Raw genomic sequence first — 14,935 nt, 5'->3', positions numbered from 1 at the left:
GGTAATACTTGGGGGCCCGCCGGCTTGCGCCTGGCGGACCCCCACCCCCCAATGATTCCCCCCGGAATCGGCTCCCACGCGTGGTCGCCGCAGATAGTTTTGTACACGGCGGGATAAGTGTCCAGGGATTTGCTGACAGTATCTGTAGATAATTTGTCGGCGAAATGCGGTCAAGTTCAGTTCAACTGATCGGTAGAATATCAGAGAGGGTTCCGATGTCCGGCTCGTCCCAGTTGGTGCTTCCCACGAGCACCTCGCTGCACCGTCTGCTGAACATGCCCGGTGCACTACTGGATACCACGATGGACCAGCTCAGGACGCTGCTCACGGTGCACGAGACCCGTTCGGCCCTACGTGCCGCTCGTGCGTTGGGACGAGAGCAGTCGAGCGTTCAGAAGCAGCTCGACACGTTGAACAGGAACTTCCTGGAACTGTGCGGCGAAGCGCTCGTGGTGAAGCAGGGACGCGGAAAAGACGTGCTGTTCACGCCGACCGGTGAGTCACTCGTCGAATTGGCGCGGGAGACGCTCGCGGAGTGGCTGGACGGAATTCACGAGTGCCGCCGCAAGCTCGGCACGACCGTCACCGTCGGCACCACGCGATACATGCTGGACACGCTCGCGAAGGCGTGGCACCACGTGTCCGACGAGTTCCGCGAGCGCGACGTGGACCTCAAGGTCGTGCACATCCGTACCAAGGACATCTGGACGAAGCTGGAGACGCAGGAGGTCGACCTCGTGTGCGGCAGCGTCGTGACGCGGTCAGGCGCGGGATGGGAACGGCCGGAGTTCGACGTGATCGAGTGGCGGCGCGGCGGGCTCGCGTTGCTGACGAATCTGCCGACGACGGTTGTGGGCGACCGGGTGCGGGTACCTCAGTTGAGGTCGGTCCCGCTGGTCGTGCCGGGGGCGGGGCTGATCGCCGAGTTCCTGCGGGGCTGGTTCGGGCCGGACTACCGCCAGGGGCTCGACATCGCCGCTGAGATCGACGAGATCCAGTACGGCATCTCGCTGCTGCGCTCGAACCTCGTCCAGGGAGCCATGATCGTGACGTCTGGCTTGGGCGTGGTGGCGTCGAACAACGAGCTCCGGGAGGGAGGAGGCCTCCGGGTCGTCGAGCTCTCAGATGACTCGCTGGAGCGGCTTGTCGGCGTTTTCGCCCGAACGGACGAGTTGGCGAAGCATCCGGCGGACCACCCGCTCAACCTGCTGTGGTCGGCCTTCCAAGCAGAAGCGCCCCGGCCGTAGCCGAGGCGCTGGTGCTCTTGCTTCTTACTTCTTCGCGGGTGTCATGGCGTCGTGCTCAGGCTTGCGTTGCTCGACTTTGGGACGGTGCTGGGCTTTGGCCATCTTGGCCAGCCAACTCGTCGCCTCCGAGCGGATCTTCTCCAGCTCGTCGTCGCGTGCCTGTTGCTCGTTCATCGGCCACTCCCTGCGTTCGGGGATCGCGTTCGATGGGAGCACTACCGGGCGTGTGCCCGCTAGGGCCGCCATGCTTGTGGGTGAACCTGATTGACAGCATCGTCCGCCGATGCGATTTCCGCACCCCCGACACGGCGGTTCGACGTCTTTAGTACCCCCGGTACCCGCCGCCGAGGCCCATGCTGACCAGACCCGGGTGGTTGTGGAAGCCGCCGTAGCGCGCGTAGGTGTACCGGACGCCCGCGATGATGTTGTCGACCGGCGCGAGGATGTTGTCGTAGCCGGCCAGCTTGTAGGCGTTGAACGTCGGGTCGATGCACTGCATCAGGCCCTTGGACGGCGTCCCGCGCATCGCGTTGGAGTCCCAGTTGTTGACGGCGTTGGGGTTGCCGTTCGACTCCTTCATGATGATCGTGTAGATCTCGTCGACGGAGCCGTTGTCGATGTTGGTGCCGTTGGCCTGCAGGACCTTGATGGCTTCCTTGATCCAGCCCTCGACCTCGCGCTGCTTGGCGGGCTTGCGCATCTCCGCCTGCCGCTCGGCCTCGGCCTTCGCCGCCGCCTCGCGCTGGGCGTGAGCGTCCGCGGCGACCTTCGTGGCCTGCTCGAACGTCTGCTGCGCGTACATCTGCTGGAACTGCAGCAGCCGGCCGACCTGGTTGCCGGGGTTGACGTCGTGCACCGTCTGGATCGTCTTGGTGGCCTGCTGGTCGGGAAGAGCGCCCAGCTCGGCCGCACCCGCGGCGAGTTCCGTGGAGGACCCGCTGGTGGCGGCGTTGGCGATGGCGGCGGTGCCGGCGGCGACACCTGCTGCGACGACGATCGCGCTCACGCGGTGAGCGAGCGGGACCTTGTCGTCCTCGACGCGGTGAGCGCCGGGCTTGACTTCCTGTCTGGGCACGACCGTGTACACGGTTCGGCCATCGGCCTTGCTGTGCCGGGCCAAGGGGGAGCCTCCTGCGTCGGGGAGCTTGGTCTCCGGCGAACCCAGGCGGGGGACTCTGGGCGGACAAAGGGCCCTAGTGCTTGCAGCTCCTGTGTCCTGCCGGTGACCAAACCGTTATCGGCGGGCGAGAACGTAACCTCGCGTCACGAGCGCAGGCAAGCTTGAGCGCCCGTTGGGTGACTCTCGTCACTTTTGCGTCGGGTCGGGCTACCAGTTGCTGACAGACAGTCAACGAGCCTTGTGAATGCCGCGTAAGTTCATCGTTGCCTCCTGACGAACTGTCGGAGCTGTCTGTTAGTTCGCTGCTGGCCCGGCTCTCGTTATGGGTTACGTCCACGACCACGCGATCGAGTGATCCGGTCACGCTTCGTGATGCAGTGGGGGTTCGGGGAGCTGACCTGCGAGGACTTGATCGCTGGACAGCGTTTTTCTCGGTCTGAGGAGGGGTACGGAGAGAGCGCGCTTTCGGTTCACCCGATGTTGTGGGTTAACTCTTCCTCTTCTGCTCCAGCGCCTTGAGAACCCAGTCCGGGCTGTCCCCTGGGCTGTCGTTGAAGGCGAGCGCGGCCTCCGGCTGATGCCAGTGCACCTCGTTGACGACGGCTTGGAAGAGCTCCAAGAGCCCCGGCCCCTTCCGGATGCCGCCACCGACCACGACCACGTCGTACTTCCTGGCCCGCAGCTTCTCGGCGAGCTTGGCCTGGGCGCGGCCGTCGAGCTCGGCGAAGTCGATGAGGAAGAGGTCCTCGGCGAGGCCGAGCTCGGCGAACTGCCTGCTGCCCTGCTCGATGCCCTTCGCGACGGGCGCGGGGTCGAAGCCGGGGATGGTGGCCGGGTCGAAGCCGATCACTAGAACGTCGGTCATCTCGCGACGCTACTGCGGCCACCAGAGGCCGGCCACGAGCACGTCGAGCAGGGCGGTGAGCTCGGGGCCGTCCGCGAGCCAGTTGTCCCAGTGGCAGTCAGCGTGGATTGGCACGGTCCTGAGCACCTCGCGAGCCTCGGCCGGAGGCGTGCAGGGCGTTGAGCTTGGCGATGCCCTGCCTGGCCAGGGCGAGAGCGATCTCGCGGTCAAGCCGCGTGTGGCCGTCCGCAGCGATGAGCTTCACCACGACGTCGGCGCCGACGTGCACCTCGCGCGACCGGCTGTTCGAGCGGCGAAACCGGCGCGACAGCCTCAATACGGTCGTCACATGCGCGAAGACCTCACGTGGCGCCCGCTCACCCGCGACGACGCACAGCCGTCGGCCGACCTCCTCAACGCGATGGAGGCCGTCGACAAGATCGGCGAGAACTACACCGCGGAGGACACCCTCACCGAGCTCGTCGATCCGTTCGCGGACCTGGAGCGCGCCAGCCTCGCGGTCTTCGACGGCGACGTGATGGTCGGCTACATGAAGATCCAGTACCGGCCGACCGCCACGGAGGTGCACCGCGTCTCGCTCGACGGCGGCGTGCACCCGCGGTATCGCCGCCAGGGCATCGGCACGCGACTCGTGCGGGCGGGCGTCGAGGCGGCCCGCGTCCTGCACGCGTTGCACCACCCAGGGCTGCGGTTGGCGGTCAACGTCCACAAGGCCGAGCACGTCGAGGGCCTGGCCCTGCTCTTGTCTTCTCAGGGCTTCGCGCCCGTCCGCTACTTCCAGCGGATGGAGCACGGCCTGCGCTCCGTGCAGCCTTCTTCTGACCCGCGCATCGAGCCGTGGTCGCCGTCTGTTGACGAGGAGTTCCGCCTCCTGCGCAACGAGGCCTACCGCTCCTCGTTCGGCACGACGCCGATGCCCGTGTCGCTCTGGCAGAACAAGATCACCAACCAGACGTTCAGGCCGTCGATGAGCTTCCTGCTCCGCGACGACGGCGTGGCCGCGGGCATGCTCGTGACGATGAACTGGGAGGCCGACACACAGGCCACCGGCATCAACGACGCGCACTTCATGCTCATCGGCGTGTTGCCGTCGCACCGCCGTAGGGGCATTGCGAGCGCGCTGATCGCACACGCACTACAAGCCGCCGTTAATCAAGGCTATGACCGCGCGTTGTTGAGCGTCGATTCGGAGAACGCCACCGGGGCGTTCGGCATCTTCGAGAGGGCGGGCTTCACGGCGACGATGCGCTATGTGAAGTGGGAGGCCTAGGCCGGCGCCAGCTCGAACCCGGCGATGCCGATCCTCATTCCCAGGAACCAGAGGAGGACGGCCGCCCCGGCCACCAATGTCGCGATGCCGACCGCCAGCACCAGCAACCGCCACAGGAGCAGCCAGCTCGACGTGTGGTGCCGGATCGTGGACCACACGTTCTCCTGGCCTCGCTGGTCAGACCGCCTGGCTAACGTCACCGTTGCTCGCTCCTTGGACCGTGTCTATGTCGAACGAAGCAAGCGTATGGACCCATATGTGCGCCAGTAAGCCGTTCTCGGCCTTATGTCGCTGAACGGCGCCATCGGCACGGCGGACAACACCAAAGCCTTCAGCGGCCGGTGCTGACGTTTACCGATTTCCTCAGAACGCTTAACGTCGCCGTTAGCGCCTTAACGCGTTGAACGGCACTTCGGGCACGACAAGCGGGTTGGATTTAAAACAACTTCTTGCCCTCCCAGGTGGAGCCACCCGGTCATATCGGCGCGACCGATCGCCTGCTCGCGCCCGACGGGAGTCAGTAGAGGTCGAAGCCGACTTCTAGGCCGAGTTCGGCCAGCCGCTGCATCAGGTCCGCGGTGAAGGTGAAACCGCCCTGCGCGTCGTCGGCGGTGAAGACGCCGCAGAAGATGTCGACGTCGGCTTTGAGCTCCTCGAACTCACGCCGATGCCCCTCGACGAACGTCACGAGCTCCGCGACGTGTTCGTCTAGTGGGCGCGTGCGCTCCGTACGGCTGTGGAGCGACCAGTGCGACACGGCCCGACGAGGGCCATCAGGGCGCCTGCCCACCGGATCACCGATGTCGTAGCCGTGGTCGGGCTCGCCGAGCGCGGCGACAAGGTCCGCCAGCACCAACTCGCTGAAGACCCTCAGCGACGCCTTGTACTCGTGCCGTTCCCGCGCGTCCGGCACTCCGGGCTAGTCCCGACCGCCGGCCTGCACCGACACACCGGCCACGGCCTGCCACGCCTTCCCGTCGACAGCGGGCAGCGCGGTCTTCACCGCCCCGTGCGCGGTGACGACGGAGCCCGCCATCGCGGTGGCCGCCGCCAGCGCGAGCGTTGCGTGCACCTGCGCGATGGCGAGGTTCGAGGCCGCGCCGCCCGGCTCGACGCCGTCGGCCTTGGCCGCCGCGAGGTACTCCTGGGCAGCCGCGTAGTGCTCGGGACCGTTCATTCCCGGAACCCTACTGCGGGTCGTCGGAGCGCCACGGGTATTTCGAAGGCGTCTGTGGCCCGTGGGCCGTCCCGCGTCATGCGCGGCACGTAACAGCCCGCCCAGTCGCTCGATGTCCTACGTACGTGTTCGCCCTTGCCGTTGTTCATCAGCGGGGAGACGGTATGTCAGCAGCTCGGGGCATGATGCTGGATCGCCTTGCGCCGAACATTCACGTTCTTAACCGATGCAAGGGCTCGCACGGCCCTCACTCTTACCTCAACAGAATTTTTTGGGAGAGCAGATGAACTTGAGGTCCGCCAGCCGCCTGTCACTGCTCTTGACCGCGGCACTTGTCGGAAGTTGCGGCACACAGGAATCCCCAAGTGGATCAAAAGTCGATCCAGCGACGCCTTCCGTGCATACTCCCACCACAACCGCGACCAGACCCCCCGACCCGACACAAGCAGCAAGAGAACCGGGCGAAGTCCGACGAGAGGACTTCGGGGAGAAGTGGCCACTCACGGTCGACTCAGGCGTAGTTCGATGCCAAGGCGGAGCCGTCACCTTCACTACGAATGGCTCCAGCTACGACGTCAACGGGACCGCGATGACGAGGAACCGAGGGAAAAGGATCCACGAAATCTGGGCCGACGATCCGAACAACGCCGGACTGAAAATATACATCGGTCCGATTCTCGACCTCGGATTGAAGTTGTGCTGAACCGGATCCCTCGATGCGTCTTCCAGCAAGAAACAGATCGGCGCTGGCCAGAACCCGTTTCGAGGGCTCCGACCAGCGCCGGTCTGAAGGACTGCGTGGGCGAGGTCTAGCCGCGCAGTTCCATCGTGCAGCACTTCGGGCCGCCGCCCGACTTGCGCAGTTCCGAGATGTCGACCAGCACCGGCTCGAAGCCGCGGCGCGCCACCTGCTCCGCCAGATGCGTGGCCTCGACCGGCATGACGACGTGCTTGCCGTCGGAGACGGCGTTGAGGCCCAGGCAGACCGCGTCGTCGTCGTTGGCGATCACGGCGTCCGGGAAGAGGCGGCGCAGGACCTGCTGCGAGCCTGGGGAGAAGGCTTCCGGGTAGTAGGCGACCAGAGGGGTCGGGGACTGGTCGTCGAGCATGAAGAGGGCCACGTCGAGGTGGTAGAAGCGCGGGTCCACCAGCTGCAGGGAGACCACGGGGACGCCGAGGACTTCCTGGGCCTCGCCGTGGGCGTGTGGGTCTGTGCGGAAGCCCGTGCCGGCCAACAGCAGCGAGCCGGTCCAGGTGAAGTCGCCCTCTGCCTCGTTGACGGCTGTGGGCATGACCACCGAGTTGTAGCCGGAGGTCAGGAACCAGCGGCGGAAGTGGTCGGCTTCGGCGGAGCGCTGTTCGGCGCGGAAGCGGGAGCCCAGGACCTTGCCGTCGATGACGGTGCCGCTGTTGGCGGAGAAGACCATGTCGGGCAGACCGACGACAGGCTCGATCACGTGGACCTCGTGGCCCAGGCGCTCGTAGGTCTCGCGGAGGTTCGTCCACTGCTCTACGGCCAGCTGTGTGCTGGTGGGCCTGGTGGGATCCATCCACGGGTTGATGGCGTACTCCACCGTGAAGTACGTCGGCGGGCACATGAGGTACCGACGGGTGGTCGGCATGCGCGTCGGCGCGATGGGTGCGGCGATGTCGAGAGTGATCGGCTCGCCAGGCCCGGAGATGGATACCGTCATGGATCGAAATGTAAAGCGCGGGTCGACCATCGATCAACGCCGCGACATTGCGTTAACTAGGGCAGAATGTTGCGTGTGGACAGCATCGACCATCGAATCATTTCGTGCCTCATGGCCAACGCTCGTTCCAGCTACGCGGAGATCGGGAAGGAGGTGGGGTTGAGTGCCCCCGCGGTGAAGCGGCGGGTGGACAAACTGCTGGACACGGGGGTTCTCAGAGGGTTCACGGCCGTGGTGGACCCCGAGGCGCTCGGGTGGGGCACCGAGGCGTTCGTGGAGGTGCACTGCCGGGGGAACGTGGCGCCGCACGACATCCAGCACCGGCTGGAGCCGATGGCCGAGGTGAGTGCCGCCTACACGGTGTCGGGGGCGGCGGACGCGATCGTGCACCTGCGGGCGGCGGACATCCACCATCTGGAGACCGCGCTGGAGCGGCTGCGGGCCGTGGAGATCATCGACCGGACGGTGTCGACGGTGGTGTTGTCCCGGCTCCTGGACCGGCCGCCGGCACCCTAGAGTCCGCGGCATGGCTGAGGTTCTGCTGGAGTTCGAAGAGTCCGTCGCGGTGATCACGATCAACGATCCGGAGCGGCGGAACGCGCTGACGATCGACCTGTCGCACCAGCTCGCGGAGAAGGTCGAAGAGGCGCAACGGAACGCCAACGCGCTGATCGTCACGGGGGCGCCGCCGGCGTTCTGCGCGGGGGCCGACCTCACGCAGCTCGGGAACTCCAAGGACGAGGGCCTGCGGAACATCTACCGGGGGTTCCTGGCCGTCAAGAACGCCGCCATCCCCACGATCGCCGCGGTCAACGGGGCCGCGGTCGGGGCCGGGCTCAACCTGGCGCTGGCCGCGGACGTGCGGGTCGCCGGGCCCAAGGCGCGGTTCGACGCGCGGTTCCTGCAGCTCGGCATCCACCCCGGTGGCGGCATGACGTGGATGTTGCAGCGCCTCACCAACCCCCAGGTCGCCACGGCCATGACGCTCTTCGGGCAGATCCTCGACGCCGACCAGGCCGTGCGGCACGGACTCGCCTACGCGAAGGCCGAAGACCCGCTGGCGGTGGCGAAAGAGCTGGCCAAGGCAGCCGCTGAAGCGCCCGCGACACTCGTGCGGACCATCAAGGCGACGATGCGGAAGACCGATGCAATGCAGGTCCACGCTGATGCGGTCGAGGCCGAACTGGGGCCACAGGTCGAATCGATCGACACTCCAGAGTTCGCTGCGAGGCTTGCCGCGATGAAGGCTCGGATCAGCGGACGATAAGTGTTACCTTGGGTAACAGGTATCGAGGGTGACGTCTGACGCATTCGGGTATCCGCTGGTAGTGCTGTGCTTACCGTCTAGTTAAGGACTCGTTGCGGCAGATGGGACAGTTCGTCTCGCCTGGTGGTACACGGCCCGTCTCGCACGTGGTCCTGGCGACTACCCTCGTGGTGGGGCACGGCCACCCTTGGAGAGAGGTATCGGCGTAGGAATGAGCACTGAGACTCGCAAGCTGGATCGCGTTGTGATCCGCTTCGCCGGCGACTCCGGTGACGGCATGCAGCTCACCGGAGACCGGTTCACGTCGGAAGCGGCGGCGTTCGGCAACGACCTCGCCACGCAGCCCAACTTCCCCGCCGAGATCCGCGCACCACAGGGCACGCTGCCCGGTGTGTCGTCGTTCCAGCTGCACTTCGCCGACTACGACATCCTGACGCCCGGCGACCGTCCCGACGTCCTCGTCGCGATGAACCCCGCGGCGCTCAAGGCGAACGTGGGCGAACTGCCGGACGGCGGCATCCTCATCGTCAACACCGACGAGTTCTCGAAGCGGAACCTGACGAAGGTCGGCTACGACTCGAACCCGCTGGAAGACGACTCGCTCGAGAAGTTCCAGGTGCACAAGATCGCCATGGCGACCTTGACCATCGGGGCGCTCGAGGAGACGGGCCTCGGCAAGAAGGACGCCGAACGCGCGAAGAACATGTTCGCGCTCGGCCTGCTGTCGTGGATGTACCACCGGCCCACCGAAGGCACGGAACGGTTCCTGCGCGAGAAGTTCGCGAAGAAGCCGGACATCGCCGAGGCCAACGTCCTCGCGTTCCGCGCTGGCTGGAACTACGGCGAGACGACCGAGGCCTTCGCCGTCACCTACGAGGTGGCGCCCGCAAAGCTCAACGTCGGCACGTACCGCCAGATCACCGGCAACACGGCGACGGCGTACGGCATCGTCGCGGCCGCACAGCTCTCGAAGCTGCCCGTCGTACTCGGCACGTACCCGATCACGCCGGCGTCGGACATCCTGCACGAGCTGAGCAAGCACAAGAACTTCGACATCACCACGGTGCAGGCCGAGGACGAGATCGCGGGCATCGGCATCGCCCTCGGCGCGTCCTACGGCGGCGCGATCGGCGTCACGTCGACGTCCGGTCCCGGCATCGCGCTGAAGTCCGAGACCATCGGCCTCGGCGTGATGACCGAGCTGCCGCTGCTCGTGATCGACGTGCAGCGCGGTGGCCCGTCCACCGGTCTGCCGACGAAGACCGAGCAGGCCGACCTGCTGCAGGCGATGTTCGGCCGCAACGGCGAGTCGCCCGTGCCGATCGTGGCGCCGCAGTCCCCCTCGGACTGCTTCGACGCCGTGGTCGACGCGACCAGGATCGCGCTGCAGTACCGCACCCCGGTGCTGTTCCTGTCCGACGGCGCGATCGCGAACGGCTCCGAGCCGTGGATGATCCCCGACGTCGAGACGCTGCCGGACCTGACAGTCGAGTTCGCGACGGACCCGGAGAACTTCCAGCCGTACTCCCGTGATCCGGAGACGCTGGCACGTCCGTGGGCCGTGCCCGGCACGCCCGGTCTCCAGCACCGCATCGGCGGCCTGGAGAAGCAGGACGTCACCGGCAACATCTCGTACGACCCCGAGAACCACGACAAGATGGTGCGCCTGCGCCAGGCCAAGATCGACGGCATCGAGGTGCCAGACGTCGTGGTCGACGACCCGGACGGCAACGCGAAGGTCCTCGTCGTGGGCTGGGGTTCGTCGTACGGCCCGATCGGTGCGGCCGCGCGCCGGGTCCGCAAGCTCGGCCTCCCGGTCGCGCACGCGCACCTGCGGCACCTCAACCCGTTCCCCAAGAACCTGGGCGACGTGCTGAAGTCGTACGAGAAGGTCATCGTGCCGGAGATGAACCTCGGCCAACTGGCGATGCTCCTGAGGGCGAAGTACCTCGTGGACGCGGAGTCGTACACCAAGGTGCAGGGCCTGCCGTTCAAGGCGGAAGAGCTGCAGGACGTGCTCGCTGACGTGATCAAGGGGGTGTCGGCGTGACCGCGATTGACATCGGTCTCCCCGGCTTGACCGGGGTTCCCACCACCGACGAGAAGCAGTCGGCCAGGGACTACAAGTCGGACCAGGAAGTCCGCTGGTGCCCCGGCTGCGGCGACTACATCGTGCTCAACACCATGCAGTCGTTCCTGCCGTCGCTGGGTCTCAAGCGCGAGAACATCGTGTTCGTCTCGGGCATCGGGTGCTCGTCCCGATTCCCGTACTACATGAACACGTACGGCATGCACTCCATCCACGGCCGTGCGCCGGCCATCGCGACGGGTCTCGCCGTGGCGCGGCCGGACCTGAGCGTGTGGGTGGTGACCGGTGACGGCGACGCGCTGTCCATCGGCGGCAACCACCTGATCCACACGTTGCGGCGCAACGTGAACCTCAAGATCCTGCTGTTCAACAACCGGATCTACGGTCTCACCAAGGGCCAGTACTCGCCGACGTCGGAGCCGGGCAAGGTCACGAAGTCGACGCCGATCGGCTCGGTCGACCACCCGTTCAACCCGGTGTCGCTGGCACTGGGCGCGGAGGCCTCCTTCGTGGGCCGGGCGCTCGACTCGGACAAGGCCGGGCTGACCTCGGTGCTGCGGCAGGCCGCGGAGCACCGCGGTTCGGCGCTCGTCGAGATCTACCAGAACTGCCCGATCTTCAACGACGGCGCGTTCGACGTGCTGAAGGACGCGGACGAGGCGCAGCGGCGGATCATCAACGTCGTGGACGGCGAGCCGATCCGCTTCGGCCGCGAGGGCGAGTACTGCGTGGTGCGCGAGGGCTTCGGCCTCGCCGTCGCGAAGTCCGCCGACGTGGACGCGAGCGACATCGTGGTGCACGACGCGTCGGACCTGAACCTGTCGTTCGCGCTCTCGCGGTTGTCGACGCAGGACCTCACGCACACCGTCACGGGCGTGTTCCGCCGGGCGGACCGCGCGACGTACGACGACGGCGTGCGCGCGCAGGTCGACGAGGCCAAGAGTGCGAAGGCCGCGGACCTGAGCAAGCTGTTGCACGGCAAGGACACCTGGACCGTGGTCGGCTAGCAGACGCGACGACGGAGGCCCCTGACCGAACGTTCGGTCAGGGGCCTTCTCCGTTCCTAACGCTGGTGCGAGCGGCGGTCGTAGGAGACCGCGTAGATCGTGCTGCGGGCGGCCAGCACCGGGTCGTCCGACACCTCGATGCCGTCGACCAGCGAGGTCGGGTCGAACACCTGCGCCTGCCAGTGCTCCTGGTCCGCGGCCTCCCCGGTGATCTCGATCCGGCCGACGTCGATCGAACGACGATCAGCCGGCCACGCGAGCGTCGAGTCGTGCGTCGGGTCACCTGGCTCGCCGAACGTCACGCGCAGCCCGAACGAGATCGGCAGGCGGTCGCGCAGTTCCTCGGTGAGGTGGTGCGGGGTCCACGAAGAGGAATCCGCGGCATCCACGACACCCGCCTCCGGCACCCACGAGTAGCGCACGGGTCGCACGACACCGGAGGCGTCACGCCACAGGAACGCGTGGATCGCCCAGTACTGCGAAGTGCCGTAGCTCTCGGGGATGCCGACCGACTTGGCCGCCACCAGAGCGGGCCCCACGGTCGGATGCGCGCCCACGAACGACTTGATGTGCGGCACCGAGGGGTCGGCCGCGTCGGTGTCGGCCTTGGCCGCCTTGATGAAGTCCACGAACTCCTCGGGCGTCGCCGCCACGAACCGCTCCACGTTCACCATCACCAGGTCGGTGTTGGTGCCGTCGGCGAGGTGGAACTTCGTCGCGAACCCGCGCACGGAACGGTCGCTGTCGAACGCGTGCGGGTTGGCGTCGGTGTGCGAGAACCGGACGGTCGCGCGGACCGGCGCGTCCTGCAGGTGCGGGGCCGTCGTGAACGGGGCAGCGGCGCCGGACGGGGTGAACACGGCTTCGTAGACGAAGCCTCGGGCGTGGGCGCGGCGGAGGCCGTGGTGGGTGCCCTTCAGAGCCTCGATCGAGTCCACGATCGTCGAGGAGATCTGCGATTTCGCCAGCTCGGATGACATGCGCCGAAGCTATCGGCGCATGTCATCCCCTGCCAGAACAGCGTTCCATTTGGCGGTAATCGATCAGGGAGCGGGACGGAACCCGGCCTTCTCGGCGTCCGCCTCGGTGCGGAACCACACGTCGGCACGGGTGCCGGTGAAGTTCGCCGACCCCTCCGAGTAGTAGCGACGGCCGGTCAGCGTGGCCTTGACCGCGAAGTCCGCGGCCGGCGCGTGGCCGTCCGACTTCGGCAGCACCGAGCCGGGACCGAACGGCGAGCGCGGGTTGAAGCCCTCCGGCTGCTGGAACCGGGGCGGCGCGCCAGTGGGCGCGGGCGCGGGGGCGCCGCCGGTGGACGGCGAGAAGCCGACCGGGCGGGGACGCACCGGGAGAGCCGGGGCCGCGGGGGCTTCCGGCTTCGCGGACTCGAAGGCCGAGAACGCCGGGAAGCTCTGCTGACGCTGCTGCTGCATCGTCGAGCGGCGTGCCTCGCGGATCGGCAGGCCCGCGTCGGTGTGCCGCTGCGGCAGGTCGACCGGTTCCGGCTCGGGCTCCGGCGGGGCGGCCAGCAGGGGCTCGTCGCTCGGCACGAACGTCGGCACGAACGGCTGGTCGTTGCTCGTGTCCGGGAGCGTGCGGGTCTGGCCCAGCGCGGGCAACGGCTCGTCGGCCTCGAGCAGCGGCTCGAACAACGACCGTGACACGGGCTCGGCGGGCCGGGCCACCGGGGCCACCGGGGTCTCCGTGGCGTGCGAGAAGGCGGCACCGACGGCACGCGGGGTGCGTTCCGGCACCTCGTCGGCCTCGACCCGCGGCTCGAACGCCGAGAACGGCGCGGGCGGCGGGGCGCCGGGCGTCGTGAACGGCATGGTGAACGAGCCGGTGTGCTCGGGAGCGACGAACTCGTCGTAGACCCGCTCCTCGTAGACCGGCTCCTCGTACGCCTGCTCCTGGTGGTCCGGCTCCTCGTGGGTCGGTTCCTCCCGCAGGGCGTGCGCGGACTCGGTCTCGGGCTCCGCCTCCAGTTCCGGCTCGGGCTCCGCGAACTGCGGCTCCTCGGCCGACGTCGTCTCGAAGACGCCGTTGCGGACGTGCGGCGCGTCCAGGTCGATCGGCTCGATCAGGCCAGTCTGCTCGGCGGCGGTCTCCGGCTCGACCTCGGGCTCGGTGAACCCGTCGAGCTCGCCGGAGAAGTCGTCGCGCAGGACGGGGTACTCGCCGGTGAGGTCGTTGCCGGGCCAGCTGCTCTCCTCGACGGCGATGAACGTCGTCTGCTCGGAGCGGGTGCCGGCGGGCTCGTCCTCCTGCTCGGCGGCCTCGTCCTGGAAGACCTCCTGCTCCTCCTGGGCCCAGACCTCGCGCGGCTGGTAGATGAAGTCGTCCGGCTGCTCGACCTCGGGACCGGCCGTCGGCGACTGCGCCGGGGCACCGGGCTCGGCGACCGGCGGGACCGTCGGCAGGTGCGAGGTCTGCTCGGCGGGCAGCTCCGGCTCGTCGTCGAAGTCCGCGGCCTCGAGGCCCGACTGCGACAGGACGGTCGTCTGCTCCGCCGGGGTCTCCGGGGGAACCTCGGGCGCCAGGCGCTCGAACAGCGAGCGGGGACGGTCGTCCTCGGCGTCGGCCAGTGCCTTCTGCTCCGCCAGCTGCTCCTCGAAGCGGCGCTGCGCCTCTTCGGGCTCCAGGTACTGGCGGACCGGCGCGGCGGGCTCCTCGTCCTGCTCAGGCAGAGGCAGGGCGTCGAAAGTCGTCGTCTCGTACGACACCGGCTCGTACGGCGCGGGCTCCTCCACGACGGGAGGAGGCGGCGGCGGTGTCAGCAACGGCGGCGGCGGCTGCACCGGCGCGGGCGGCACCGGCTCACCGAAGTAAGCGGGCGGCTCGACGTACGGCGCGGGCGCTGGCGGCAACGCCGGAACGGGCGACGGCGGCGTCAGCACCTCGTCGCTCAGCGATCGCGGCGGCGCGGCCTCCCACTCGTCGACCTCGAAGTCGTCGACGGTGACGGCGGCCGGGACCGGCTTGGCCGCCCTGCGCGCGTCGAGAAGTTGATCATCCAGGTCGGCGATCTGCTTTCGCGCGGGGCGCACCATCACCAACCAGGTGAGCAGCACTCCCGCAACGAAGGACAGCAGGCTCCACAGCCAGACCTGCCCGAAGATGTTCACGGGTAAGCCCCTTCTAAGACCACACTCCGACCCCACTCACTCGGAAGGGTGAGCATGGCCAAACTACAGTGCCT

At 67.6% G+C, this 14,935-nt stretch carries 17 protein-coding genes; 7 read left to right on the top strand and 10 right to left on the bottom strand.

Annotated features, from left to right (window positions below):
- Positions 1-215 precede the first annotated feature (215 nt).
- Positions 216-1,247: a LysR family transcriptional regulator gene (locus ACFWNN_RS21850; protein WP_382441748.1), complete on the top strand. Its 1,032-nt coding sequence runs from the start codon at positions 216-218 to the stop codon at positions 1,245-1,247.
- A gap of 24 nt (positions 1,248-1,271) precedes the next feature.
- Here the strand turns inward: ACFWNN_RS21850 and ACFWNN_RS21845 are convergent, their stop codons facing one another.
- The 4 genes from ACFWNN_RS21845 to ACFWNN_RS21830 form a co-directional block, all read right to left on the bottom strand.
- A complete protein-coding gene (locus ACFWNN_RS21845) occupies positions 1,272-1,421 on the bottom strand; it encodes a hypothetical protein (RefSeq protein WP_382441747.1) in 150 nt (49 codons plus the stop codon).
- Positions 1,422-1,569: 148 nt separating this feature from the next.
- Complete coding sequence (locus ACFWNN_RS21840) at positions 1,570-2,322, bottom strand: transglycosylase SLT domain-containing protein (RefSeq protein WP_382441746.1); 753 nt, start codon at positions 2,320-2,322, stop codon at positions 1,570-1,572.
- A gap of 532 nt (positions 2,323-2,854) precedes the next feature.
- Positions 2,855-3,232, bottom strand: a complete 378-nt coding sequence (locus ACFWNN_RS21835) for a hypothetical protein (protein WP_382441745.1) — start codon at positions 3,230-3,232, stop codon at positions 2,855-2,857.
- A gap of 97 nt (positions 3,233-3,329) precedes the next feature.
- Positions 3,330-3,560 (bottom strand): hypothetical protein, encoded by a 231-nt coding sequence (locus ACFWNN_RS21830; RefSeq protein ID WP_382441744.1) that lies wholly within the window; start codon positions 3,558-3,560, stop codon positions 3,330-3,332.
- Between ACFWNN_RS21830 and ACFWNN_RS21825 the strand changes: the two genes are divergently transcribed.
- Complete coding sequence (locus ACFWNN_RS21825; RefSeq protein ID WP_382441743.1) at positions 3,561-4,502, top strand: GNAT family N-acetyltransferase; 942 nt, start codon at positions 3,561-3,563, stop codon at positions 4,500-4,502.
- On the opposite strand, the gene ACFWNN_RS21820 is transcribed toward ACFWNN_RS21825, so the two are convergent.
- The 3 genes from ACFWNN_RS21820 to ACFWNN_RS21810 all read right to left on the bottom strand — a co-directional run bounded on the left by ACFWNN_RS21820 (position 4,499) and on the right by ACFWNN_RS21810 (position 5,679).
- Positions 4,499-4,702: a hypothetical protein gene (locus tag ACFWNN_RS21820; RefSeq protein ID WP_382441742.1), complete on the bottom strand. Its 204-nt coding sequence runs from the start codon at positions 4,700-4,702 to the stop codon at positions 4,499-4,501. The two genes, ACFWNN_RS21825 and ACFWNN_RS21820, sit on opposite strands and share 4 nt — an antisense overlap.
- 317 nt (positions 4,703-5,019) lie before the next feature.
- Positions 5,020-5,415 carry a DUF4279 domain-containing protein gene (locus ACFWNN_RS21815; RefSeq protein WP_382441741.1) on the bottom strand — a complete coding sequence of 132 codons (396 nt, stop codon included), beginning with the start codon at positions 5,413-5,415 and terminating at the stop codon, positions 5,020-5,022.
- A 6-nt stretch (positions 5,416-5,421) separates the two neighbouring features.
- On the bottom strand, positions 5,422-5,679 hold the full coding sequence (locus ACFWNN_RS21810; protein ID WP_382441740.1) for a hypothetical protein: 258 nt from the start codon (positions 5,677-5,679) through the stop codon (positions 5,422-5,424).
- Between the two features lie 226 nt (positions 5,680-5,905).
- On the opposite strand from ACFWNN_RS21810, the gene ACFWNN_RS21805 reads away from it, so the two are divergent.
- Entirely contained in the window at positions 5,906-6,382 is a 477-nt protein-coding gene (locus tag ACFWNN_RS21805; RefSeq protein ID WP_382441739.1) for a DUF2511 domain-containing protein, read from the top strand.
- Positions 6,383-6,488: 106 nt separating this feature from the next.
- Here the strand turns inward: ACFWNN_RS21805 and ddaH are convergent, their stop codons facing one another.
- A complete protein-coding gene (gene ddaH, locus ACFWNN_RS21800; protein ID WP_382441791.1) occupies positions 6,489-7,301 on the bottom strand; it encodes a dimethylargininase in 813 nt (270 codons plus the stop codon).
- Between the two features lie 138 nt (positions 7,302-7,439).
- Between ddaH and ACFWNN_RS21795 the strand changes: the two genes are divergently transcribed.
- From ACFWNN_RS21795 to ACFWNN_RS21780, 4 genes are all read left to right on the top strand, one after another.
- The gene (locus ACFWNN_RS21795) at positions 7,440-7,889 is read left to right on the top strand and encodes an Lrp/AsnC family transcriptional regulator (RefSeq protein ID WP_382441738.1); all 450 of its coding nucleotides are present in this window, start codon (positions 7,440-7,442) and stop codon (positions 7,887-7,889) included.
- 10 nt (positions 7,890-7,899) lie between these two features.
- Positions 7,900-8,640, top strand: a complete 741-nt coding sequence (locus ACFWNN_RS21790; protein WP_382441737.1) for an enoyl-CoA hydratase — start codon at positions 7,900-7,902, stop codon at positions 8,638-8,640.
- Positions 8,641-8,851: 211 nt separating this feature from the next.
- Entirely contained in the window at positions 8,852-10,690 is a 1,839-nt protein-coding gene (locus tag ACFWNN_RS21785) for a 2-oxoacid:acceptor oxidoreductase subunit alpha (protein ID WP_382441736.1), read from the top strand.
- Positions 10,687-11,736, top strand: coding sequence for a 2-oxoacid:ferredoxin oxidoreductase subunit beta (locus tag ACFWNN_RS21780; protein WP_382441735.1), 1,050 nt, complete (start codon positions 10,687-10,689; stop codon positions 11,734-11,736). Before ACFWNN_RS21785 ends, ACFWNN_RS21780 begins: the two co-directional genes overlap by 4 nt.
- 56 nt (positions 11,737-11,792) lie before the next feature.
- Here the strand turns inward: ACFWNN_RS21780 and ACFWNN_RS21775 are convergent, their stop codons facing one another.
- Both ACFWNN_RS21775 and ACFWNN_RS21770 read right to left on the bottom strand, forming a co-directional pair.
- Complete coding sequence (locus tag ACFWNN_RS21775) at positions 11,793-12,716, bottom strand: catalase family peroxidase (protein ID WP_382441734.1); 924 nt, start codon at positions 12,714-12,716, stop codon at positions 11,793-11,795.
- A gap of 63 nt (positions 12,717-12,779) precedes the next feature.
- Positions 12,780-14,861, bottom strand: coding sequence for a hypothetical protein (locus ACFWNN_RS21770; protein WP_382441733.1), 2,082 nt, complete (start codon positions 14,859-14,861; stop codon positions 12,780-12,782).
- Between the last annotated feature and the right edge of the window lie 74 nt (positions 14,862-14,935).

This window comes from Lentzea sp. NPDC058450, from assembly GCF_042721395.1.
Lineage (GTDB): Bacteria > Actinomycetota > Actinomycetes > Mycobacteriales > Pseudonocardiaceae > Lentzea.
Note: the sequence above shows the minus strand (reverse complement) of the source record. Positions and strands in the feature narration are given on the sequence as shown.